The 21,684-nt window shown below is 60.1% G+C and carries 17 protein-coding genes; 7 read left to right on the forward strand and 10 right to left on the reverse strand.

Features of this window, described 5'->3' with window-relative positions; all coding sequences use genetic code 11:
• Positions 1–109 precede the first annotated feature (109 nt).
• Positions 110–1,162, forward strand: a complete 1,053-nt coding sequence (locus BZL43_RS14470) for an AraC family transcriptional regulator (RefSeq protein ID WP_095632934.1) — start codon at positions 110–112, stop codon at positions 1,160–1,162.
• Between the two features lie 341 nt (positions 1,163–1,503).
• On the opposite strand, the gene BZL43_RS14475 is transcribed toward BZL43_RS14470, so the two are convergent.
• The 7 genes from BZL43_RS14475 to BZL43_RS14505 form a co-directional block, all read right to left on the reverse strand.
• Positions 1,504–2,514: a YeiH family protein gene (locus BZL43_RS14475; protein WP_095632935.1), complete on the reverse strand. Its 1,011-nt coding sequence runs from the start codon at positions 2,512–2,514 to the stop codon at positions 1,504–1,506.
• Positions 2,511–2,837 carry a Rieske 2Fe-2S domain-containing protein gene (locus BZL43_RS14480; protein WP_095632936.1) on the reverse strand — a complete coding sequence of 109 codons (327 nt, stop codon included), beginning with the start codon at positions 2,835–2,837 and terminating at the stop codon, positions 2,511–2,513. The genes BZL43_RS14475 and BZL43_RS14480 overlap by 4 nt, the downstream gene beginning before the upstream one ends.
• The gene (locus tag BZL43_RS14485) at positions 2,834–3,499 is read right to left on the reverse strand and encodes a DsbA family oxidoreductase (protein ID WP_095632937.1); all 666 of its coding nucleotides are present in this window, start codon (positions 3,497–3,499) and stop codon (positions 2,834–2,836) included. The genes BZL43_RS14480 and BZL43_RS14485 overlap by 4 nt, the downstream gene beginning before the upstream one ends.
• Positions 3,496–4,827, reverse strand: coding sequence for an MFS transporter (locus tag BZL43_RS14490; protein WP_095632938.1), 1,332 nt, complete (start codon positions 4,825–4,827; stop codon positions 3,496–3,498). Before BZL43_RS14490 ends, BZL43_RS14485 begins: the two co-directional genes overlap by 4 nt.
• Positions 4,828–4,919: 92 nt before the next feature.
• On the reverse strand, positions 4,920–5,972 hold the full coding sequence (locus tag BZL43_RS14495; RefSeq protein WP_095632939.1) for a 3-keto-5-aminohexanoate cleavage protein: 1,053 nt from the start codon (positions 5,970–5,972) through the stop codon (positions 4,920–4,922).
• An 88-nt stretch (positions 5,973–6,060) separates the two neighbouring features.
• Positions 6,061–6,909, reverse strand: a complete 849-nt coding sequence (locus BZL43_RS14500) for a TauD/TfdA family dioxygenase (protein ID WP_095632940.1) — start codon at positions 6,907–6,909, stop codon at positions 6,061–6,063.
• 14 nt (positions 6,910–6,923) lie between these two features.
• The gene (locus tag BZL43_RS14505) at positions 6,924–7,904 is read right to left on the reverse strand and encodes a quinone oxidoreductase (protein WP_095632941.1); all 981 of its coding nucleotides are present in this window, start codon (positions 7,902–7,904) and stop codon (positions 6,924–6,926) included.
• Positions 7,905–8,134: 230 nt separating this feature from the next.
• Between BZL43_RS14505 and BZL43_RS14510 the strand changes: the two genes are divergently transcribed.
• The 4 genes from BZL43_RS14510 (at position 8,135) to BZL43_RS14525 (ending at position 12,439) form a co-directional block, all read left to right on the forward strand.
• The gene (locus BZL43_RS14510; protein WP_095632942.1) at positions 8,135–9,643 is read left to right on the forward strand and encodes a PLP-dependent aminotransferase family protein; all 1,509 of its coding nucleotides are present in this window, start codon (positions 8,135–8,137) and stop codon (positions 9,641–9,643) included.
• A gap of 111 nt (positions 9,644–9,754) precedes the next feature.
• Positions 9,755–10,825: a sugar phosphate isomerase/epimerase gene (locus BZL43_RS14515; RefSeq protein WP_095632943.1), complete on the forward strand. Its 1,071-nt coding sequence runs from the start codon at positions 9,755–9,757 to the stop codon at positions 10,823–10,825.
• Between the two features lie 38 nt (positions 10,826–10,863).
• The gene (locus BZL43_RS14520) at positions 10,864–12,129 is read left to right on the forward strand and encodes a nitrate/nitrite transporter (RefSeq protein ID WP_095632944.1); all 1,266 of its coding nucleotides are present in this window, start codon (positions 10,864–10,866) and stop codon (positions 12,127–12,129) included.
• A gap of 127 nt (positions 12,130–12,256) precedes the next feature.
• Entirely contained in the window at positions 12,257–12,439 is a 183-nt protein-coding gene (locus BZL43_RS14525) for a hypothetical protein (protein WP_007897082.1), read from the forward strand.
• 121 nt (positions 12,440–12,560) lie between these two features.
• Here the strand turns inward: BZL43_RS14525 and BZL43_RS14530 are convergent, their stop codons facing one another.
• The 3 genes from BZL43_RS14530 to BZL43_RS14540 all read right to left on the reverse strand — a co-directional run bounded on the left by BZL43_RS14530 (position 12,561) and on the right by BZL43_RS14540 (position 17,003).
• A complete protein-coding gene (locus BZL43_RS14530) occupies positions 12,561–13,136 on the reverse strand; it encodes a hypothetical protein (RefSeq protein ID WP_095632945.1) in 576 nt (191 codons plus the stop codon).
• Positions 13,137–13,399: 263 nt separating this feature from the next.
• On the reverse strand, positions 13,400–14,821 hold the full coding sequence (locus BZL43_RS14535; protein ID WP_095632946.1) for a diaminobutyrate--2-oxoglutarate transaminase: 1,422 nt from the start codon (positions 14,819–14,821) through the stop codon (positions 13,400–13,402).
• Positions 14,822–14,942: 121 nt separating this feature from the next.
• The gene (locus BZL43_RS14540; protein ID WP_095632947.1) at positions 14,943–17,003 is read right to left on the reverse strand and encodes a TonB-dependent receptor; all 2,061 of its coding nucleotides are present in this window, start codon (positions 17,001–17,003) and stop codon (positions 14,943–14,945) included.
• Positions 17,004–17,260: 257 nt separating this feature from the next.
• Between BZL43_RS14540 and BZL43_RS14545 the strand changes: the two genes are divergently transcribed.
• On the forward strand, positions 17,261–18,238 hold the full coding sequence (locus tag BZL43_RS14545; RefSeq protein ID WP_095632948.1) for a TauD/TfdA family dioxygenase: 978 nt from the start codon (positions 17,261–17,263) through the stop codon (positions 18,236–18,238).
• Between the two features lie 7 nt (positions 18,239–18,245).
• Positions 18,246–21,674, forward strand: a complete 3,429-nt coding sequence (locus tag BZL43_RS14550; protein WP_095632949.1) for a condensation domain-containing protein — start codon at positions 18,246–18,248, stop codon at positions 21,672–21,674.
• The last annotated feature ends 10 nt before the right edge of the window (positions 21,675–21,684 follow it).

The following is a 21,684-nucleotide window of genomic DNA, read 5'->3' on the forward strand; positions in this document are numbered from 1 at the left end:
CAGAATCGGGTGAGTTCTCTCGACAACGTCACAACTGTTCAATTGCTGATGTGCTGGATATAGTCGCCACGCTCATCCGAATCGCAACCGGCCCAGGAAAGAACTTCGCATGCCCAAGCTTGTTCGCGCCGCTGTCTTGACCAACTACCTGGAGGTCACTCAATACCTGGGGTTCAACCCGCGTGATGTATTGGCCGGCGTCGGCTTGAGCAAAGCGCTGCTGCAAGCGCCCGAACACCGCATCCCCATTGATGCCGCCGTACGCCTGCTGGAAGATTCGGCCGCCGCCAGTGGCTGCCAGAGCTTCGGCCTGAGCATGGCCGAGTCCCGTCAGCTGTCGGACTTCGGCGTGGTCAGCCTGCTGCTCAGCCACCAGCGAACGCTGCGAGATGCCTTGCAGGTGGTGGTGCATTACCGTCATCTGATGAACGATTCATTGGCCATCTTCATTGAAGAGGCCGGCAAGATGGTGATCATTCGCGAAGAGGTGGTCACCGAGTCGCCGATGCCCAGCCGGCAAGCCACCGAACTGGCCATCGGCGTAATGTTCCGCCTGTGCGCCGCGCTGCTCGGCACCCACTGGCACCCTTACAGCGTCAACTTCACGCACCAGCCTCCCGACAACCTGCAACTGCATCGGCGCCTGTTCGGTTGCAAGCTGGAGTTCGGCAGCGAGTTCAACGGCATTGTCTGCTCCGACGCCAGCCTCGACGTGACCAACCCCAATGCCGACCCGGCCATGGCCCGTTACGCCCAGAGCTACCTCGACTCGCTGCTCAGCCACGAAGGTCCTTCGATGCTGTTCGAGGTGCGCAAAGCCATCTACCTGCTGCTGCCGATGGGGCGCGCCACCATCGAGCAGATCGCCCAGACCCAGGGCATGAACGTACGCACCCTGCAACGTCGCCTGAAAGACGATGGCTGCGCCTTCAACGACCTGATCAACGACGTGCGCCGCGACCTGGTGTTGCGCTACCTGGAAAACCCGAATTATTCGCTGGGACGCATTGCCGACATGCTCGGCTATTCCATGGCGAGTTCCTTCACACGCTGGTTCATCACCCAGTTCGGCATGCCGCCCGCCGCATGGCGCAGCGCGCAAAAGCACCCCGTCAAAGCACCGTCGGACCTGAGCCCCCTGCCCGGCTCCAGCGAGCCCTGAAGCGGACGCAAACCAGGCAAAAAAAGCGGCGACTGCTGGCACAGTCGCCGAAAAAGAACCGGTGTTTATGACACACCGGCCGAGGAGTCCCACTGCAATGTGAAGCGGCTGCGCCCGACCGTAGCAGCTGTCGAGCTCCAGCGAGGCTGCGTTCGGCTGCGAAGCAGTCGTGAATCCGGCTAATGTGGTCTGCCTGATGTACCGCAATCTCTGATTTTACGACTGCTTCGCAGCCGAATGCCGCCTCGCTGGAGCTCGACAGCTGCTACGGCCGATCGCAGCTTCGCAGGCTCGACAGCTCCTGCGGGAGAGCATTACGGCTGCCAATATTTTCAACGGGCTTAGAGCCCCCAGCGCAACAACAGCAGCACCAGCACGACCAGGAACACCGTTTCCCCCACCATCAGCAGGATTGGCTTGATGCCCACCGCCGCCAGCTCCTTGAGCTGGGTTTTCATGCCCAGGGCGCTGATGGAAACCACCAGGCACCAGCGCGACAAGTCATTGACCGAGCCCTGCACCACCGGGGCTATCCAGCCGGTGCTGTTGATACAGGCCAGAATCAGAAAGCCGACGGCGAACCATGGCAGCAGCGGCGGTCGTTTGCCGGTCGGGTCGGCGCCTTGCATGCGGGTAATCATCGCGGCGCAGACGATCACCGGCAGCAGCATGGCAACCCGCATCAGCTTGATCACCGTGGCCGTATCGCCGGTCTCGGTCGACATGCTGTAACCGGCACCGACCACCTGGGCGACATCGTGAATGGTCGCCCCCAGGAACACGCCTGCCACTTGCGGCGACAACGACAGCCAGTTGGCAATCATCGGGTACACAATCATCGCCAGCGTCGACAACGCCGACACCCCGATCACCGTGAATAAGGTTGCGCGTTCTTTCTGCGGATGGTTCGGCAATGCCGCCGCCAGCGCCAACGCCGCCGACGCACCACAAATCGCGGTGGCCCCGCCCGTCAGCATGCCGAACAAGCGTTGAAAACCCATCGCCTTGGCCGCAATCACCGAGACGCCGATCGTCACCACCACCACAATCACCACCAGCGCCACAGGCTTCCAGCCCAGCGCGGCAATCTGTTCGAGGGTGATGCGCATGCCCAGCAACGCCACGCCAATGCGCAACACCGTGCGTGCCGTGAATTCGATGCCCGCCTTGCAGGCGCCATCCCCGGCCAGGAAGTTCAGCGCCATGCCCAATAACAACGCGAACAGCATCACCGGCGCGCCGTAATGCTCGGACAAAAAGGACGCCGCCGCCGCCACGATCAGGCTGACGACAAACCCCGGCGCCAATTCGCGCGTTCGGCTATGGATACGGGTAAGAGCGAGAGCGCTCATGGCACGGACTCCTGGGGAACGATGACGATGAATGCCTGACCGTCGATGATTTCGACGGGGTAGTTGGCGACTTTGAGCTGGGTTGAATTGAGCAAGTAACCGCTGCGCAGATCGAAGCGCAGGCCATGGGCGCAGCACTGAATCACCCGCCCTTCAAGACGCCCGCCACACAGCGAGGCGCCCTGGTGCGGGCAACTGTCGTCGATGGCGAACAAGTCACCTTCGACGTTGAATAACGCCAGGCTTTTGCCATCGAATTCGAACAGCGCACGACCGCCTGCCGGCGGGAGTTTTGCAGCGGGCACGGGAATACGAAGACTCATGCCGGTTGCCGCTTGCGAGTACTTTCAACCAAGGCTTCGCACATGGCCTCCAGCAGCACCTCGGCAGGCTGTGCGCCCACCAATGTCAGGCGACGGTCGAACTGAAAATTGGGTACGCCGCTGGCCGCTCCCGCCTCGTTGCCGACATAAGGTTCGCCATCACCTTGCAGGAAGGAGGCCATCGCCGCAGCGTTGAAGCCACACGAGCGGGCGATGACCAGCAAGGTGTCCGGGCAGCCAAGATTTTCGCCAAACTGAAAGTAGGCCGCGAACAAACGTTCCAGTAACACATCGCATTGGGCGCTATTGCCCAGCGCCCTCGCCCGCTCCAGCAAGCGATGGGCGTCGGCGGTATTGGGCATGTTGGGGATACGGCTCAAATCGATGGGCACACCCACCGCCATCGCCGCCTGCCGCACCTGGGCCTGACGCATCGCTACCGCTTCAGGACTGCCCAGACGCTTGAGGTAAAAATCGGCGAAGGGTTCACCCTGTGCCGGCAGCTGTGGCAGCAACTGCACCCCGTGCCACACCGTGGTGATTTCCACGTCGGGTTGCTGCACGCGCAGCAGGTCTTGCGCGCGCTTCAGTTGACGCTTGCCGATCAGGCACCACGGGCAGATGAAATCGAAAAACACATCAATACGTAAACGACCACTCACAACTTCACCTCTAACGCCGTTTTGCCAATCGAATCGAGAATTTGCTCGCCCTTGAGCCGGGCAATGTCTTTGCGGTAGTGACACTTGGCATAAAAGAACACCGCCGCTGCCGCGATGCTGACCAGCGGCACCAGCTGAAAAGCAGCCTGCAAACCGATAAGGTCGGACACCCTGCCGGTGATGAACGGCCCGGGTGCCAGCCCCAGCATATTGTTGGCCAAGGTCAGCGTGGCGAAGGCCGTGCCATGGACCGAGTAATGGGTCAGGTTGGCAACCATGGCTCCGCAAGGGCCGGTCGTGCCGGCGGCAATCAACATGCCCAGGCAGATCAGTCCCAATTGCCCAGGCCCTGCCGGCAGGGCGAACGCTGCCGACAACAGCAGGCAACTGCCCAGGCAATAAGCGATGGCCAAGGTCACTTTGCGCTCCGGCGAATGGCGACACAGTCGATCACTGAGCATGCCGCACAGGATCATTCCCGCACCGCTGCACAGCACGATGATCGCCGCGAGGCCGCCCGCCTTGTCAGTGGCCATGTCGTAATAACGATTGAGGTAACTGGGCATCCACACAATGACGGTGCCGCCGACGAACAGTTGCAAGCCACTGCCGATGTAGGCCGCGATCACCGAGCGGCTGGAAAACAGCGTACGCAACGGCCGCTTGACCGCGGCAGCCGTCTTGTTCGCCGCCTGAGCGACACGTTGCGGCGCAATGCGTGCTTCCTTGACGATGATCGGATAAAGCACCGCCAACAGCAGGCCAAACAGCGCCATACCGGCAAATGACCAGCGCCAGCCAAGCTTGGCGGCGATTGCACCGCCCAGTGCCATCCCTAATACCGAACCGAACATGCCACCGGCCATGAATGCACTGGCCAGGGTTGCACGCATGTGTTTTGGGAACACCGAAATCACCACGGCGATGCCGACGCTGCCGTACGCCGCTTCACCGACGCCGACCATGAACCGTGCAATGAACATCTGCTGATAGTCCTGCGCCAAAGCGCAGCCCAGGGTCGCCAGGCTCCACAGCAAAGCCATCAGCGCCAGGCTTTTTACCCGGCCGAAGCGATCCGCCAGCAATGACAGAGGAATGGTCAGCAGCCCCACCATCAGGGCGACAATGCCACTGAGCAGGCCGAGCTGGCCGTCGCTCAGGGCCCATTCGCCCTTGAGCATCGGGAACACCGCGTTCAGCACCTGACGCGACATGTAGTCGGAAATCAACAAACCGAACGTCAGCGCAAACACAATCCAGGCGTACTTGCGCGCAACGCCGACGCCACTGCAGTCATCATCGTCTGCGGCGATTGGGTGAAAGGCCATGCAGCCTCCTCAAAGCTTCGTTTTATTGTTGTTATCAAGCGTGTTGCAGGGCAGCGAGCAGGAGGCCATTGGCCCCCCGCTGCGTCTGCCGATCAGCCGCGTTGCGGCACACCTTTCTGCCCGGCCTTGCGGTTGGGGGCCATGCCATTGGCCAACAGGGTTTCTTCGATGCTTTGGTACTGCACACCGATGCGATAGATCTCACGGGCTTCTTTACCCGTGGCAATTTCGCGACCCAGTTCATGGGCGACACGCACGGTCTGCTCGATCTGCTGCACCGAGCTGAAACGCTTGCCCTTGTGATCAATGATAGTGTCTTCAATGCCTACGCGCGGGTGCATGCCCATGGCCAGCGCCATGGTGTTGAATGGCAACACATTCTTGAGCAGCGATTCGGCGGTCAGGGTGCAACCGTCCGGCGCGCGGTGGATGAAGTTGAAGAAGTTGAACGGATTGGGGCCATCGAAACCGCCGCCGATACCAATCCAGGTCAGGTTCAACGGGCCCTTGTAGACGCCCTTGCGCACCAGGCGCTCAAGGGTTTCCATGGCATGCATGCCGGTCAGCTGGAAGTGCGGCTGGATGCCGTTGTCCATCAGACGCTTGAGGTGCTCGGCGACCCAGGCCGGGCCGGCCGGCACAGTCATTTCGCTGTACGCCGCCTGATAGGCAGGATTGGCCAGGGAGGTGCCTTCCAGGTATTCCGGATACAGCAGCTCCATGATGTTCATCTGGGTGGTGTTGATGGCCACCGTGACCTGATCCGGTTTTGGCGTCAGCTCGGCCAGCATGTGCCGGGTATCGTCAGACAGCCACTTGGCGGCTTCGCCATCGCTTTCGGGGGCGAAGGAAATCGAGCCACCGACCTGGATGATCATGTCCGGCACGGCTTCACGCACACCGGCGATCAACTCGTTGAACTTGGACAGACGCTTGGAACCCTTGCCGTCCAATTCACGCACGTGCAGGTGCAATACCGTTGCACCCGCCTCATAACACTCAACCGCCTTTTGCACCTGCTCGTCCATGGTCAGCGGGATGTCTTCGGGGAAGTCTTCCGGCATCCACTCGGGGCCATACGGGGCCACGGTGATCACCACCTTTTCCATGTTTTCCGGGTGCAGGGAATCGTCGAAGAATTGCATGAGTTACTCCTGTTCTTATGATTGTTGCGCCCACCCGGGATCGTGCCTGGCAGGCGGGTTTACAAGTGCGAATGCAGCTGCGGTCAGATCAGTAAGTCGTGTCGCCGATGATGCCGGCGCGTTCCATCTTGCGATGGCACGGCGGGTAATCCATGACGGCGTAGTGCTGGGTGCTGCGGTTGTCCCAGATGGCGATGCTGTTGGGTTTCCAGCGCCAGCGCACCTGATACTCGGGGATGTAGGCCTGGCTGATCAGGTAGCGCAGCAACTCGCTCGCGCCCGGGTTGGCATCCTGGCCGAAGCGCACCCGCTCGGGGGTGTGGTAGTTGCTCAGGTGCGTCGTGAAAGCGTTGACGAACAGCACCTTTTCCCCGGTTTCCGGGTGGGTGCGCACCACCGGGTGCTCGGCATCCGGGTACATCGCCTTGAGTGCCAGACGCTTTTCGATCGGCATGGCGGCACCGAAACTCGCTTCGATGCTATGGCGCGCACGCAGGTCGGCGATCTTCACCTTCACGTCTTCGGGCAAGCGCGCATAGGCCTCGACCATGTTGGCCCACATGGTGTCGCCGCCCACCGGAGGGCATTCTATGCAACGCAGCACGCAGCCCATCGGCGGCGCCTCGCGCCAGGTCGCGTCGGTATGCCAGGCGTTTTCGTAGCGGTCCATCGGCTGGTCCGGGTTCTTGTAGATACGCACCAGCCCGGGATGATCCGGATCACTGCCGGCCACCGGATGATCCTCCAGTTCGCCAAAGCGTCGGGCGAATGCCACGTGCTCCTGGCGTGTGATGTCCTGATCACGCAGGAACACCACCCGATGCTTGAGCAACTGAGCCCGAATCTCGGCAAAAAGACCGTCGTCATGGACTGCATCGGCCAGGTTGACGCCCACCAGCTCAGCGCCAATGTTGCAGGTCAATTGTTCGACTTTCATGGCGGACGACTCCCTTAAATGACGAAAATCGATGAGCCCGTGGTCTTGCGTGATTCCAGGTCGCGATGGGCCTGCACGGCATCCTGCAAAGCATAGTGCTGGTTGATCTCGATCTTGATCCGGCCGCTGCCGACATGATCGAACAACTCGCCCGCCAACGCGGTTTTTTCCGCCGGGTCGGCGATGTAATCGGCCAGGGCCGGACGGGTCAGGAACAGAGAGCCTTTCATCGCCAGCAATACCGGATCGAAAGCCGGGATCGGCCCGGATGCCGTGCCGACGCACACCATCAAACCGCGACGCTTGAGCGAGTCCAGCGAGCCCATGAAGGTGTTCTTGCCAACACTGTCGAACACCACGTTGACCCCCACGCCGTCCGTCAGCTCGCGAACGCGCTGGGCGACGTCTTCGTGGCTGTAATTGATGACATGCTCGCAGCCATGGGCCAGGGCAATTTCACCCTTCGCCTCGGTGGAGACGGTGCCAATGACGTTCAGGCCGAGCAGCTTGGCCCACTGCGAAACGATCAGGCCGACACCACCGGCAGCGGCGTGCAGCAGAATGCTGTCGCCGGGCTTGAAGTCGTAAATGCGTCGCATCAGGTACGAGGACGTCAGGCCGCGCATGGTCATGGCCGCGGCAGTCTCGAAACTGATGGTTTCCGGCAATTTGATCAGCGGCGCGGCCGGGATCAGACGTTCGGTGCTGTAGGCGCCCAATGTATTGAGAAAACCGGTGTAGGTGACGCGATCACCGACTTGTACGTTGGTCACCCCTGCACCGATGGCCTGAACCACACCAGAGGCCTCAACCCCCATGCCGTTGGGCATCGGGATCGGGTAAGTGCCATTGCGAAAATAGGTGTCGGCATAGTTCAGGCCCACCGCCACATGACGAAGACGAACCTGGCCTGGACCGGGATCGCCGACGTCGACCTCTTCATAACGAAGGACTTCGGGACCACCGGTTTCGTAGAAGCGTACGGCTTTGGCCATTTTTCTTATTCTCCAGTCTCAAGTTGGACGTGCTGCGTCGAATTGCGCTGATTGGACTGTAGGACGCCGTCTGCGCAGTCGCTTCTCATCAGACGACAATGGCTTTTCATTTCATGACAGTACGCCTTGCACCAACGCCTGCGATGGATGACTTATCCAGTGCCTCTCGATACCCTGCACACGTCGGTATGATGGTGTTCCAGGTCAACCTCCCTCCAGATGAGCATGCGATGAAATCCCCTGCAGGTTTGCTGCTATCGGCTATCGAGCTGGACCGTGCCAGCACCATCCCCCTGTACCGCCAACTCTATTTGCAGATTCGCAAACAGATTCTCAGCGGAAAGATGCAAGGGGGCGTGCGCCTGCCGTCGACGCGGACCCTGAGCCAGGAATTGGCGCTGTCGCGGATCACCATTCTCAATGCATTCGATCAGCTGATTGCCGAAGGTTTCCTGGCCTCGCGCACCGGCGCGGGCACTTATGTCGGCGATGAGTGGGAGCGTCGAGGGATTGCCGACGAAGAGCAGCAGCGCCAGCCACCGCGCCTGTCCGACCTGAGCCAGTCCATGCTGTCGTTGCGCAGCCGTCACTTTCGTGGGGTGTCCTATACCGATTGGGACCCCGCGACCCCTACCTCATTCCTGCCCAGCCACAGTAGCTATGACGCGTTCCCGCTCGCGGTGTGGCGGCGCTTGATGAACCGCCACTTGCTCAAGCCGACCAAAGCCATGCTTGGCTATGGCGAACTGCAAGGGTTACAGGCCTTGCGCGTGGCGATTGCCGAATACGTCTTTGATGCCCGTGGCATCGATTGCAGTGCCGAACAGGTGGTCATCGTTTCAGGGGCTCAGCAAGCCTTCAACTTGCTGGGCATGCTGTTGCTCAATCCGCAGGACAGCGTATGGATGGAAGACCCGGGACACATCGCGGCGCGCATTGCGTTGCAGGCCCAGGGGGCTCAGGTGGTTCCGTTGCGGATCGATGAACAAGGGATTGATATCCGGCAAGGCCTGGCCGAGTGCCCTGACGCCCGCCTGGTGTTCACCACGCCATCTCGCCAGCATCCTTTGGGCGTGACCATGAGTTATGCGCGGCGCCAGGCACTCATCGACTGGGCCGCGCAGTATCAGAGCTGGATTATCGAGGACGATTGCGACAGTGAGTTTCGCTACAGCGGTCGCCTTCTTCCCGCGCTCTACGCCATGGATCGGATGGCGCGAGTGATCTACGTCGGCACGTTCAGCAAAGTGCTCTTCCCCTCGCTGAGGCTGGGCTATGTGATATTGCCCCAAGCCCTGATCGAACCCTTCTGCACCCTGCGCGCGGTGATGGATCGCAGCCCGCCCACGCTGCTCCAGGCGACAACGGCGGACTTCATGCGCGAAGGCCATTTCCTCGGCCATATTCGCCGCATGCGTGCGCTGTACCAGGCCCGCCAGCAAGCACTGGTCGATCAACTTCAGCGACAGCTGGGCGGCTTCTTCAATATCACTCCGGTGGACGCCGGCATGCACTTGATCGCCTGGCTGCCGCCCACCCTTGATGACGACGCCATCGCCAGGGAACTGGCCCGGTATAACATCCACACCTATGCCCTGAGCGACTACTGCCTTGAGCATGCTCTGCCACCTGCGCTGCTCATCGGTTTTGCCGGTACGCCTGAGAGCCAGGCGCAAGAGCGCGTCGAGGCGCTGGCCCGGGCCTTGAGCCAAATGGGGTACCTGCAGCAGGCCACTTGAGCAAGGCAAGTGGTCTTATGATTTAACTGATAATGGATCTATCGAGAGTTCCTGACTGGCGCGATAAAGGCTGCGCCGGTAGACCCGGCGTCTGACCAGGAACGACTCGAAATGAACAATAAGATCCAAGAGCGATTCAATGCCTTGCTCAGCCATAAGGCTGCCGAGGATGGAACACCTCCCCTGCTGACTGAAGCACTGGCCCGCCAACTGCTCGACCGCCTTGGGCAGGTGCGCTTGTTTGCGCATGCCTACCCCTTGCTGACCAACCTCACCCATGGCCGTATCACGCCCGCCGACCTGCTGGACTTCGCCTATCGCCACGAGCTGCAGGGCTTGAGCCTGCACTTGCTCGACGGCGAAGAAAACAGCCTGAGCCAAATGACACCCGCGCAGCTGCAAGCGTTTGCCGACAAGGCCAATGCGCTCGCACTGGATGTGCACCTGGAAATCAGCAGCACGCGGAAAAAAGACGTCGATCAGGTGATCGCCATCGCCAAGGCGCTGGGGGTTCGCAACATCCGCGTTTACTCGCGTTACGAGGGGGCGCTGTCCCGGGTCATGGACATGATCGAGTCAGATCTGCATTACCTCGCGCAGCAGGCAGACGAGCACGACCTGTTCTTTGACTTCGAGCAGCATGAGGAACTCAAGAGCGCCGAGATCGCGCAATTGCTGAGCCGGCTAAACCACCCACGGCTGCACGCCTTGTTCGATTTCGGCAACATGATCAACGCCTGCGAACAGCCACTACCGGCACTGCGCACCCTGGCGCCGCACATACGCCAGACCCACCTCAAAGGTGTGCGCATTGTCCCCGAGCACAACGGCTTCGGCCATTACGGCGTGCTGCAGGGCAGCGACGAAGACGACCTGCCAAGCGCCCGCATGCTGTTCGAACTGTTGATGCTCGGCGACTCAACCTCCCAAGTGATCGCGTTCATTCTTGAGCAGGAAAACCACTACGTGGCCCCGGCGTTCCGCCAGACCTCTGAGGTTGCCGATCCGTTCATTGCGTACCGGGAAATGAGTGACACGCCACTCCCAGACGGCTATTCGCTCGAACGGATGCTCGCCGACGAACACCGCTGGGCAAACAACCAGGTCGCCTATGTGCGAGGCCTGCTGGCCGAGTTCCGAACCCTGGCCGAGTTGACCCTGGACAACCACGAAAACGCCTGAACCTGACGTTACTACCTGATTACGCCTGGAGAACAATAATGACAACTCGTGACAAGGCCAAATGGCTCAGATTCCTGATTCTCATCCTCGGTGGTGGCACCATCTACAAGCTGGCGAACCTCAAAGACGCCTTCTACATCCCCATGCAAGAATTCATGGGTTTGAGCCACACTGAGATCGGCCTGCTGCTGAGCGCCAACGCCATCATCGCCACCGCACTGTTTGTCGTCGGCGGCATGCTCGCCGACCGCTACGATACGCGCAAAATGATTCCGGTCGGCCTGATCGGTACCGGCGGCCTGGGGCTGTATCTGGCAACCTTTCCGCCGTTCAGCAATCTGCTGATCGTGTTCAGCCTGCTGGCCGTCTGCGCCGATTGCTTCTTCTGGCCCTCACTGCTCAAAGCCATCCGCAACCTGGGTGACGATCAGGAACAGGGGCGGTTGTTTGGACTGTTGGAAGGTGGGCGTGGCGTCATTGATACCCTGGTCGCCTTTTCTGCACTGGGCGTTTTCGTCGCCATGGGCTCCGGTGAAACCGGTCTGAAATCGGCGATCCTGTTCTACTCGGTCATCGACATTCTGGCCGGAACCCTGACCTGGTTCCTGCTCAAGGGCGGCAGTGCGCAGTCGATTGCCAAGCCGAAGAACAGTCTGGCGAACCTCCTTGAAGCCATCAAGGTACCGGGTATCTGGCTGGTCAGTCTTAACGTGTTCATGGTCTACATCGTCTACTGTGGCCTGACCTATTTCATTCCCTACCTCAAGGAAATGTACGGGCTGCCCGTGGCACTGGTGGGCGCTTACGGCATCATCAATCAGTACTTCCTCAAGATCCTCGGCGGCCCTGCGGGTGGGTTCATTGCCGACAAACAGTTCAAGAGCACCAGCCGCTATCTGAAATGGGCCTTCCTGGTCTTGCTGCCGCTGATGGGCGTCATCCTGCTGATCCCGAAAAGCCCGGGCTTCATCTATGCGGGCATGGCCGCCACACTGTCCTTCGCACTGATCGTGTTTTCCATGCGCGGCGTGTTCTGGGCGCCCATGGGCGAAGTCGGCATCCCTTCGCACATCACCGGGTCAGCCTTCGGTATCGGCTGCCTGATCGGCTACGCACCGGGCATGTTCGCTTATGTCATCTACGGCGCAATCCTCGACCATTTCCCGGGTCAGCAAGGCTATAACTACGTCTTCAGCTTGATGAGTCTGTTGGCGATTGTCGGCTTCATGGTGTCCAGCGTGTTGTACCGGAGCGTGCGAAATAAATCGGTGGCAATGGATGGGATTGGGGCGGTGCAAAGCTGATGGGATCGCCTTCACCGGACAGGCCAAGGCCTTTCGGTGAAGGCGGTCGGTTCACGCCATCACCCTGGACTTGAATTCCTTTAGGGTTGCGACTATCAGTGAGATTCAAACCTTCGAGGGCAATAACATGCCAACGACTGAAGAATCGATCATCGCAGCAGCACGGCTGCGCGCCGCCTACCGGGGAGAAAACGAGGCGCTGGCTGCAGCCTCAGCGCTCGAGGCACTGGCAGTGCTGAAAAAAACGCTCAAGGGAGACAAATACCAAGAGGCTCTGGAAAGACTGTATATCGAGTACTCAACCTCTTGATCCACCTGTGCCGCCGTAGCGGCGGCACGTTGTTCACTTATTGAGGACAGTTTGAACTCGCATCACCTTGGAAGACCGCAAGGGCAGCACCGCAGAAATGAGAAGGAAAACCGACCAGGCTTCACTTGCTACCCGTACGTGACAACTCATCATCCATAACGCCCGCTGCGCTGGCGACTATCATCGCCACCACACAAGCAAGCAACGAGAACAGAGCAAAAGCCCCCATCACATGCAAGTAAGGAAGTACATGATTCCACGCTCGAGCTACCCCCAGGAAAGCGGCAAATAACCAGCCGCTCATAGAGAGAGCTCCCAAGAGCGCGAGGCGAGTGCGGCCGGAGTTGCGTAACAAGACAAAGGGGGCCTTCTGCAGCAGCGGGAAACCGATCCGGTGCAACAAAGCGCCATTGAGGCTAAGCAGCACGACAACACTCACCTTGGCCCAGAGTTTTTGATTGAGCAGATACGCGCTCCCCTCATTGAGGTAACCCTGAAACACCAACAGCAAGCCACTTCCCCAAAGAGCCAATAGCGCGAGCATGACGATTTTTTGGGTCTCGTCGAGATACTCACGCTGCATCTCATTCAACACATCCTTGCGCCAGCTCCATAGCTTTTGATCCGCCTGTAACACCCTCCCCAGAGCAATACAGGTGGCAATCAGATGACCATACACGAGTAGCATTTTGAGCATTACCTTGACCTTATTTTTATATGGGTAATGCACTCCCTCGCACCCTTGATATGAAACTAAATGATACAGATTCATATTTGTATCAACAAGTTACACAATCAACCATCCATCTGGAAGCGGCTGTTGACTTCAGCCCTCTTCGATAACCGACTCGATGTTGGCGCCATGGCGACGACGCAAGCGATTCGCCAAAGACAGGACCCAGACAAAAAACACGGGTATGCACAAGACCCCAAGCAAGGCTTGCCCCCTGCTGCGGCGACTCAGCGAAGCGGACGCTCGCTGATCGCACAGGCCGCGCGGAACAGGATTTGCGCGACGAAATCGATCTCCTGCTCGGTGATGATCAATGGCGGCAGGAAGCGCACGGTAGCACCGTGACGACCGCCCAACTCGACGATCAGACCGTGTTGCAGGCACGCCTGCTGGAAGGCCTTGGCCCGGGTGGTATCCACCGGTGGATGGCCTTGAACATCAAGGGCGCCCTGCGGGTCGACGATTTCCATGCCGAGCATCAGACCGCGGCCACGCACATCGCCGATCCAGTCAAATTCGCTTTGCAGCGCCAGCAACTGTTGGCGCAAATGCGCACCGGCCTTCTCGGCGTGGGCCACCAGGCCTTCATTGCGGATGAAACGCAAGGTCGCGGTACCGGCCGCCATCGCCAGCTGATTGCCACGGAACGTGCCGGCGTGGGCGCCCGGTTGCCAGACGTCCAGAGAATCGTTGTACACCATCACCGACAACGGCAGGCCGCCGCCGATGGCCTTGGACAAGGTAATCACATCCGGGAGGATGCCCGAATGCTCGAAGCCGAACATCCTGCCGCTGCGGGCGATGCCGCATTGAATCTCATCGACGATCAACGGAATGCCGTGGGCCTGGGTCAGGCGACGCAGCTCCTGCATCCAGCGATCGGGCGCGGTAATCACTCCGCCTTCGCCCTGGATGGGTTCAAGAATCATCGCTGCCGGCGCGGTGACGCCGCTTTCCGGGTCATTGAGCAAATGTTCAAGGTAGCGCACGTTGAGCGTTACGCCTTGGTCGCCAGCCACCCCGAACGGGCAACGGTAATCGTGGGGGAACGGCAGGCGTTGTACGCCGGCCATCAAACCGCCCAGGGCGTTTTTCGGCGACAGGTTGCCGCTGATCGCCAGCGTCCCCAGGGTCATGCCGTGGTAGGCCCCTTCAAAGGCCAGTACCGAATGCCGGCCAGTGGCGGTGCGGGTCAGCTTGAGCGCTGCTTCCACGGCATCGGCACCACTGGGGCCACAAAACTGGATGCGCGCGTTACGCGCAAAGTCGGCTGGCAGGCAGCCGAAGATTTCCTGTACGAATGCGTCCTTCACCGGGGTCATGAGGTCAAGGGTATGCATCGGCACACCCGAGGCCATGACCTGAGTGATGGCTTCGATAATCACCGGATGGTTGTGACCCAGCGCCAGGGTGCCGGCACCGGCCAGGCAATCGACGAACACCTGTCCGCGACTGTCCTGCACATAGATGCCGTGGGCCCGTTCCAGCACCAGCGGAATACGCCGAGGGTAACTGCGGGCGTTGGACTCCTGCTGTTGCTGGCGTTCCAGCATCGGCGTCGGATCAAGGCAGTACGGGCTCGACAGACCGCTATGCAACAGGCGTAGTTGTTGCGCGCCACCCAATGTGACATTCGAAAAAGCACTCATGATTTCCTCCAGGGAGGCTGGGTTTGGAAGGGAGCAGGGCTGCCTGAAACGAATGCTTCAGATCGATAGCCGTGAAACCGGACGCGGGAAATCCTTCCCCCGCTTCCATTTCGTCGTCGCTTTACATGTCGTAGCGCAGAACCAGACCCACGGTGCGTGGTGCGCCGACATCGATGATGTCGCCGCCGCGGTTGTTGGTGATGTATTCCTTGTCAAAGGCGTTTTTCACGTAACCGGACACTGCGACGTTCTTGGTGATCTTGTACTCGGCGTTGAAGTTGGTCAGCCAGTAAGCGTCGCTCTTGCGCTCATTAGTGACTTGACCCGCGTCATCGAACTCGTACTCCGACGGTGAGGTGCTCTGGTAAATGACGTCGGTGTTCAGGGTCAACCGGTCATTCCAGCGATAGGTACCGCCCAGCGACATCTTGTACTTGGGCGAATAGAGGAAGTCCTCGCCACTCATGTCCCTGCCATCGCCCGTGACGAAGTCCTTGTACTTGGCATCGGTAACGGAGGCACCGGCCGTCAGGGTCAGCTGTTCGGTGAAGTCCTTCTCGACGGAGACTTCCAGGCCCTTGATGTCACTGCTCCCGGCGTTGAACACGTGAACGAACTCGGTGTTCGTATCCAGCACACTGACCTGCTGGTCTTTCCAGTCGGTGTAGTACAGGTTGGCGCGGGTACGCAGGGTCTGGTCGAAGAACGAGCCGCGGTAGGACAACTCGTAGTTGGTGGTGTATTCCGGATCGTAGGCCTCGTGACCGGTACCGGTACGAACGTTGACGCCACCACCGCGATAGCCTTTCTGCACCATGAAGCCTACGTACTGATTGGCAGCCAGTTCATAGTCGATACCCAGCTTCGGCAATACGGCATCGAACGACTTGCTGGTTTTGCCCGAGGTGGAGAAGTCGTCCTGTTCGATATCGGTGTCGTTCTTCTCGTGGTCGTAGCGCAGCCCGGTGATCAGTGTCCAGCGCGGGGCGAATGTCCAGTTGATTTCACCGAACACCGCCTTGTTTTCTATCGTCGTATCACCCTTGACGGTGCCGATCAGCTCGTTGCCAAACAACAACCGGTCGTGGAAATTGTTGGTGTTGTGGCCGTAGTAGACACCCATGAAGCTCTTCACCGTGTCACCGGCGTAGTTCAGGCGCAGCTCCTGACTGAACAGGTCGCCATCCTGCGTGCGCAGAACGACCTGGTTGGCGTCGGCTGTCTGATCGAAGTCCAGGCGGGCGTCATAGTCCGAACGGGTATTGGCGGTGAGGCTGGTAATGGACCAGTTATCGTCCAGGCGGTAATCCACCTTGGCGCTGAGGGTGTCTTGTTCGAGTTTGTCGTAAGCCTTGGTGTCGGACGACACGTCGTAATAGCGGACCTTGCCGTTTTCGCGCATGACCGAGTTGTCACCCTTGCGGCTTTCACCATGGGCGTAAGTCAGCAGCACATCCAGATCGTCGTTCGGCAGGATCAGCAGTTTTCCCCGGGCATTGTAGGTGCGGGTCGGGTTGGCATCATTGTCGAGTGCGATGTTGTCGATGTAACCGTCACCCTCCTGGTAATCCACAGCGATACGACCGGCGATCTTGTCATCGACGATCGCGCCACCACCGGCAAGCGCCCCTCCGCTCTCACCGTAGCTGCCCATGTTGCCCTGTAATGAAAGGCTTGGTTCGAACGTCGGGTTCTTGGTCTGGATGACGACCGCACCGGCCAGCGAGTTGCGGCCCTGGGTAGTGGATTGCGGACCGAGGAACACTTCGATCTGCTCGACGTCCCACAGCGGCATCGGGCTGAGGGTCAATGCGCGGTTCGGTTGCACGGCGCCGTCGACGAACACCGACACCGCACCGTTGAGCGTGGCCGGGCCCTGGTCTTCGAAACCGGATACCGGTACGCCGCGAATACCCCAGTTTTCGTTACCTGACTGGTTGTAGACACCTGGCGTTCGGGCAAACACGTCGACGAGGCTGTGATCCTCCTTCTCGCGCAGTTGCTTGTCGGTGACCACGACGACACTCGACTGGGTTTGCTCCAGGGTGCGGTCGATTTTTTCACCCTTCACTGTGATCGGAGCAATCTCCATCGTGTTGGATTGTTCAACTGCCCACACAGTGTTGGACAAGCAGATCGCCGACCCCACAGCCAGTGCCATTGTAGTTTTTTTGAAATTCACGCCCCGTTCCCCTGCGACAGATATTGGTGTTTTTTCTATGTCCAGAACGCTGTGTTTCCCCAGCCGGCGGGAGTCTAATCCAAAAAAAAAAATAAAGGAATAAGATTGATAATAGATCTCATTTGTAATAAATATGCCGCCCTGTATCGCAGACACTACATTTCAGCGGACCACAAACGTAGCCACCTTTGCCGGTTTCCAGGGTCGCCAACGCCCTCCGCCTGACTGATAAAAGATAGAAAAGAGGATGCGCACGGATGACGTCGATCGAACACCTGAGCGAGCGTTTCGAACCCTTGCCCGATGCTCCAGCGGCTGGCCACGAGACAACGTTGCCGGTGCTGATAGAGGCGAAACCGGGACAATCGATCCATGACCTGGACACTTCGATTCGTGCCACCCTGGACCAAGTGCTGACGACTGTCGGTGGCGTCCTGTTTCGCGGTTTCAGCGTGCCCACGCCCATCGATTTCAAGCGCTTCGCCGCCAGTTTCGGCGCACCGCTGGCCAGCTACGAATTCGGCTCCACCCCGCGCAGCAAAGTCTTCGCCGGGGTCTATAGCTCCACCGAATACCCGGCTCATCAATTCATTCCCTTGCACAACGAGCAGGCCTATACCCGGCCGTGGCCTTCGCGCATCTGGTTCCACTGCATCAAGGCCAGTGAAACCGGTGGCGAAACGCCGATTGCCGACAGTCGCCTGATCTACCAGCGCATGCCCACCGAGATCCGCGAGCTGTTTGCCAGCCGCGAGCTTCTCTATGTGCGCAATTACAGCGGCGCGTTGGATCTGCCCTGGCAGAAAGTCTTCAACACCCAAGACCGCGCCCAGGTTGAACGCTACTGCCTGGACAACGACATCGAGTGGGAATGGAAAGCCGATGGCGACCTGCGCACCCGTCAGCGTTGCGCCGCCGTGCTGCAGCATCCCGATAGCGGTGAGTGGGTCTGGTTCAATCAGGCGCATCTGTTCCACGTATCGGCCATTGAACCGGGTGTACGCGCCAGCCTGCTGGCGGCGGTGGGTGAAGCGAACCTGCCACGCCACGTTTACTTCGGCGACGGCTCGGCCATTCCCGACGATGTGCTGGACACCGTGCGCGAGGTTTACCGCCAGACCGCCATCAGTTTTCCCTGGCAGCCCGGCGACATCCTGATGCTCGACAATCGACTGGTCGCTCACGGCCGCAACCCTTACACCGGTGACCGCAAAGTCATCGTTGCCATGGCGTGAATTGCACATGTTTTCATTCAAACACTGGATCGACGTGCTGGAGGCCAACGCCCTGCACTTCCCGCAGCGTGCGGCCTTGCACTTCTTGCCAGACGGCGTCGAGATCGGCGAAACCCTGACCTTTGCCCAATTGCACGAGCAGTCGCGATCACTGGCAGCAGCGCTGCAATCGCGCTACGCACCGGGCGATCGGGTGTTGTTGATGCTGCCCAGCAGCCTCGACTACGCCCGGGCGTTTTGCGCCTGTTTATATGCCGGCCTGATCGCCGTGCCGCTGTTTCCGCCACCGTCGCGCAAACCGCGCCATCTGGACCGGGTACGCAACGTGGTGGTGGATGCCGGCCCCGCGCTGATTCTCGCGCCTGCGGATCATTGCCAGGCTTTGCTGGAACTGGTGGAAGGCCAGGTCGACGTATTGACGGTCCAGGACCTCGGCACGCCGCCAGCCAGTGAGTGGCAACGTCCGGATGTCGACGGTGCGACCGTGGCATTCCTGCAATACACCTCGGGCTCCACCGGCACGCCCAAAGGCGTTGAAGTACGCCAGCGCAACTTGATCGCCAACGTCGAACTGATGCGCCAGGCCTATGGTTTCGATGAGCATGGCGCCATGGTCAACTGGCTGCCGCTGTACCACGACATGGGCCTGATCGGCGGTATGCTGGCCCCGCTTTACAGTGGCATGCCTTGCTACCTGATGGCCTCGCAGACCTTCGTCAACGCACCGTCGACCTGGCTGCAAGCGTTGAGCCGCTACCGCGCCACCGCCAGTTTCGCCCCCAATTTCGCCTATGCCCTGTGCAACCGGGTAGTCAGCGACAACCTCATCGCACAGCTCGACCTCAGCGCCTGGCAACATGCAATCAACGGTGCCGAACCGATCCACCCCGGCACCCTCGAAGCCTTCGCCCAGCGCTTTGCCGCTTGCGGTCTCAACCCTCTGGCAATCAGCCCCGGTTACGGCCAGGCCGAAGCGACGCTGTGTGTCAGTGCCACGCCGGCCGACGCGTTGCCGGTGGTATTGCGCCTGGACAAGGCCGTGCTGGAAACCGGTCGCGCCGTGTTGGCTGCCGCCGATGCCGCTGCCGTGGAGTTCGTCGCCTGCGGTTATCCGCAGGCACTGCACGACATAGCCATCGTCAATCCGCACAATCACCACCGTTGCGCTACCGATCACATCGGTGAAGTCTGGCTGCAAGGCCCGAGCAATGCCGAGGCCTACTGGAAAAACCCCGAAGCCAGCCGCGAGGCTTTCGAAGCGCAAATCATGGGTGAACCCGGTCATTACCTGCGCTCCGGCGACCTGGGTTTCATGCACGAAGGCCAAGTGGTCATTTGCGGTCGACTCAAGGACTTGCTGATTCTCAACGGCCGCAACCTGTACCCCCACGACATTGAATTCGCCATTACCGATGCCGAGCCCGGCATCCGTACCGGGCGCATCGCCGCCTTCTCGGAAATGGACCCGCTGCTGGGTCGCGAGAAACTGGTGATCGTCGCCGAGCCCCAGCGTAAGTTCGTCGACCCGGCGCGACATCCGGCGCTGTTTGCCTCGATACAAAACGCCGTGCGCGAAGCCGCCGACTGTGGCATCGACCAGATCGTTCTGGTGGAAGCCGGCACCATTCCCATGACCACCAGCGGCAAGATCGCCCGTCAGGGCGCACGCAAGCAATTGGCGGCGGGCACCTTGAGCATCATCGCCCAGAGCGGTGGGCCGATCGCCTCGAACAGCGAAACCCTTGACCTCATTCAACTGAAGCATCTGGTGGGCACTGCGCCGCAACTTGCGCAGGCCGCGTGCCGTCAATGGCTCGAGCAAACCCTGCGCGAGGTCAATCCGTATCTGGCGGCAGACTTTGAACTCAGCCTGATCGGCCTCGGCCTGGACTCCATCAGCGTGGCCGATTTTGCCGCTCGCCTGTACCAGGATCTGGGCTGGAGTCTCGACACCCAAAGCCTGTTCGGCGAACAGACCCTGGCGCAATGGGCGCTGGCCTTGCAGGTTTTCCTGAGCGAGCCATCACCCGCGACCAGCACATCGATCGCGCGTGCCAGCGTCAGCCAAAGTCGGCAATCATTTGCGCAAAGTCGCTTGTGGTTCTTGCGCCAATTGAACCCGGACGATACCCGGCACAACCTGGTGTTGCACCTGAGCCTGCAAGGTCCGCTCGACGTCGAAACCCTGGCGTTGCGCCTCAATACCCTGGTCAACCGTCACAGCGTGTTGCGCACGGTGTATCGCGATGGTGTCGATGGCCCGCAGCAACAGGTGTTGCCGGCCACCGCCGTACCCCTGACCCGGCACGATTTGCGTGATCAGAGCGAGGCACAGCAACAGCAAACCCTCAGCGACTGCCTGGCCAACGAACACGCCACGCCGGTCGAACTCGAGACAGGGCCGCTGCTGCGCGCGCAGTTGCTCAGCCGCGATGACCAGCGACACGACCTGTTATTGACCCTGCACCACATCGCCTTCGATGGACGTTCGGCGCAAGTGTTGCTGGCCGAACTGGCCGGCTCGGTCACTGACGAACCGCCGGTGCAGTATCTGGATTTCGTCCAATGGGAAGCCGAACACTGGAGCGCCGAACGGATCGCCACCGAACAACAGTTCTGGCGCGAACATCTGGCAACGGTGCCGCATACCCTCGAGCTGGGTGGCAGCGGTCAGATCCCCGGCGAACACAGCCTGAACTTCACCCTGCCCCAGGCCACGTGCGAAACCTTGACGGCACTGGCCCGCGAACAAGGCATGACCCTGTTCATGCTGCTGCTGGCCAGCTATCAACTGGTGCTCAAGCAATTGGGTGGGCAACAACAATTTCTGCTGGGCACCGATGTCAGCGGCCGTCCGCTGGCGGAACACAACGACGTCATCGGCTTCTTCGTCAATCAGTTGACCCTGCGCTGTGACCTGCACGGCGAACCGACCCTGGGCGGTTTCCTGGAACGGGTGCGCGATGAAGCGCGACGGACTTACGCCCACCAAGGCCTGCCTTTCGATCTGGTGGTGTCGGCGCTTGCACCGCAGCGCCGCCCCGGTCACTCGCCGCTGTTCCAGGTCAAGCTCAACTATCAACCGTCACGGATAACACCGACCGATATCGCCGGTGCGCACATGAGTGCGCTGGATGTGGCCCAGGCGCCGGGCGATTTCCACCTGGTGCTCGATCTGGTGCATGGCGCCACAGGCATTGACGCGACCCTCAAATACCGCGGCGAATACTTCGATCAGGATCGCGCCGTGCGCCTGCAACACCTGTGGACGTACCTGCTGGGCGAGGCCCCAAACCTGCTGGCCGAACCGCTGCCCGCATTGGCCGAACGGCTGGATACCCTCGATCAGGATTTGCAGCGTGAACGCCAACAATCCCAAGCCCTGGCCGGTCGCAGCCAGATGAAGCAAACCAAACGTCGCTCACTGACCCTTTAACCGAGTTGGA

This window comes from Pseudomonas sp. PICF141, from assembly GCF_002286815.1.
GTDB lineage: Bacteria > Pseudomonadota > Gammaproteobacteria > Pseudomonadales > Pseudomonadaceae > Aquipseudomonas.

Coding starts and splice junctions, on each gene's coding strand:
- BZL43_RS14515 (WP_095632943.1), top strand. CDS start 9,755: ATGAACAATAAGATCCAAGAGCGATTCAATGCCTTGCTCAGCCATAAG.
- BZL43_RS14530 (WP_095632945.1), bottom strand. CDS start 13,136: ATGCTCAAAATGCTACTCGTGTATGGTCATCTGATTGCCACCTGTATT.
- BZL43_RS14490 (WP_095632938.1), bottom strand. CDS start 4,827: ATGGCCTTTCACCCAATCGCCGCAGACGATGATGACTGCAGTGGCGTC.
- BZL43_RS14505 (WP_095632941.1), bottom strand. CDS start 7,904: ATGGCCAAAGCCGTACGCTTCTACGAAACCGGTGGTCCCGAAGTCCTT.
- BZL43_RS14525 (WP_007897082.1), top strand. CDS start 12,257: ATGCCAACGACTGAAGAATCGATCATCGCAGCAGCACGGCTGCGCGCC.
- BZL43_RS14550 (WP_095632949.1), top strand. CDS start 18,246: ATGTTTTCATTCAAACACTGGATCGACGTGCTGGAGGCCAACGCCCTG.
- BZL43_RS14475 (WP_095632935.1), bottom strand. CDS start 2,514: ATGAGCGCTCTCGCTCTTACCCGTATCCATAGCCGAACGCGCGAATTG.
- BZL43_RS14470 (WP_095632934.1), top strand. CDS start 110: ATGCCCAAGCTTGTTCGCGCCGCTGTCTTGACCAACTACCTGGAGGTC.
- BZL43_RS14535 (WP_095632946.1), bottom strand. CDS start 14,821: ATGAGTGCTTTTTCGAATGTCACATTGGGTGGCGCGCAACAACTACGC.
- BZL43_RS14480 (WP_095632936.1), bottom strand. CDS start 2,837: ATGAGTCTTCGTATTCCCGTGCCCGCTGCAAAACTCCCGCCGGCAGGC.
- BZL43_RS14495 (WP_095632939.1), bottom strand. CDS start 5,972: ATGCAATTCTTCGACGATTCCCTGCACCCGGAAAACATGGAAAAGGTG.
- BZL43_RS14510 (WP_095632942.1), top strand. CDS start 8,135: ATGAAATCCCCTGCAGGTTTGCTGCTATCGGCTATCGAGCTGGACCGT.
- BZL43_RS14520 (WP_095632944.1), top strand. CDS start 10,864: ATGACAACTCGTGACAAGGCCAAATGGCTCAGATTCCTGATTCTCATC.
- BZL43_RS14500 (WP_095632940.1), bottom strand. CDS start 6,909: ATGAAAGTCGAACAATTGACCTGCAACATTGGCGCTGAGCTGGTGGGC.
- BZL43_RS14545 (WP_095632948.1), top strand. CDS start 17,261: ATGACGTCGATCGAACACCTGAGCGAGCGTTTCGAACCCTTGCCCGAT.